Origin of the sequence: Pseudoalteromonas sp. Z9A6 (assembly GCF_011378805.1) — a bacterium.
GTDB lineage: Bacteria > Pseudomonadota > Gammaproteobacteria > Enterobacterales > Alteromonadaceae > Pseudoalteromonas > Pseudoalteromonas distincta.
The window spans coordinates 1,896-2,890 of sequence record NZ_WTKZ01000088.1; the positions used below are offsets into that span (position 1 = coordinate 1,896).

Here is a 995-nt window from a genome sequence, read left to right on the forward strand (position 1 = left end):
CATTTCCATCATCTTTTTGTGCATTTCTCCCATGTTCTCATGTGGTATTGCCATGCCTTGATGCATATCAGCTTTGTTCGCACCTTCATGTTTATGCTCATTGTTTTGGGCAAATGAGCTAGTGGTTATCAGTAGTGAACTAATAAATAAAATTGATTTAGTTAACGTTTTCATGATTTTTACCTTCTACACTTTTATTAAAATTTGGGATCCAACTCGGTGTCGATTCCATATACCTGTGGTACTCCGAACCAAACTCAGCAATCGCTTGTGCTTCTTCGCGTTTCCCTAGCTCGACGTAAACAACGACTAAGATCGGAAACATCGCAAGTGTTGGGGTTGTCGGCCACTGCAATAAAAAGCCGAACATGATTAGAATGAAAGCTACATACTGTGGGTGGCGACACCTTGCATACCATCCAGTTGTAGCCAATTGATGATGTTTTTGCGCGTGATGCAATACATTCCATGCTGAAGACAACATAAAGAAACCTGCAACAATAAACACCATACTCACTATATGAAATGGGTCCCAATGGGCATCACCTTGAAATCCAAAGAAAGTATGTAATAAATGCCCATTTTCATGCGCAAAGAAATTTACTTCTGGATAGGTCTCCGTCAGCCACCCCGACAGAAAATAGATAGTTAAAGGAAAGCCATACATTTCAGTAAATAGGGCAACAATAAAGGCAGAGAACGCGCTTAGACTTCTCCAATCAGTTGATGTTTTTGGTTTGACAAAACTAAAGGCAAAAAAGATAAAAATTGCTGAGTTCAGTATCACCATTGACCATAAGCCATAATCATATGTTTCATTCATCACTGCTCTCCTTTTTATGTGATTCCTTACGTGCCTTTTCTAACCCTTGTATGTAGCCATCGTGATAGGCTGCATTTTTATCCGTGAGTTCTTAAGAGCTCTCTTCCTTTTTTTTTTTTTTTTCATGTGAATGATCGTGACCATGTTTACCATGACTGCCATGCATAAATAC

General features: G+C 39.1%; 1 protein-coding gene. It reads right to left on the bottom strand.

Annotation, left to right across the window (positions count from 1 at the left end; all coding sequences use genetic code 11):
* Positions 1-157: 157 nt before the first annotated feature.
* Positions 158-823, bottom strand: coding sequence for an isoprenylcysteine carboxylmethyltransferase family protein (locus GQR53_RS19500; protein ID WP_024605468.1), 666 nt, complete (start codon positions 821-823; stop codon positions 158-160).
* Positions 824-995: the final 172 nt, after the last annotated feature.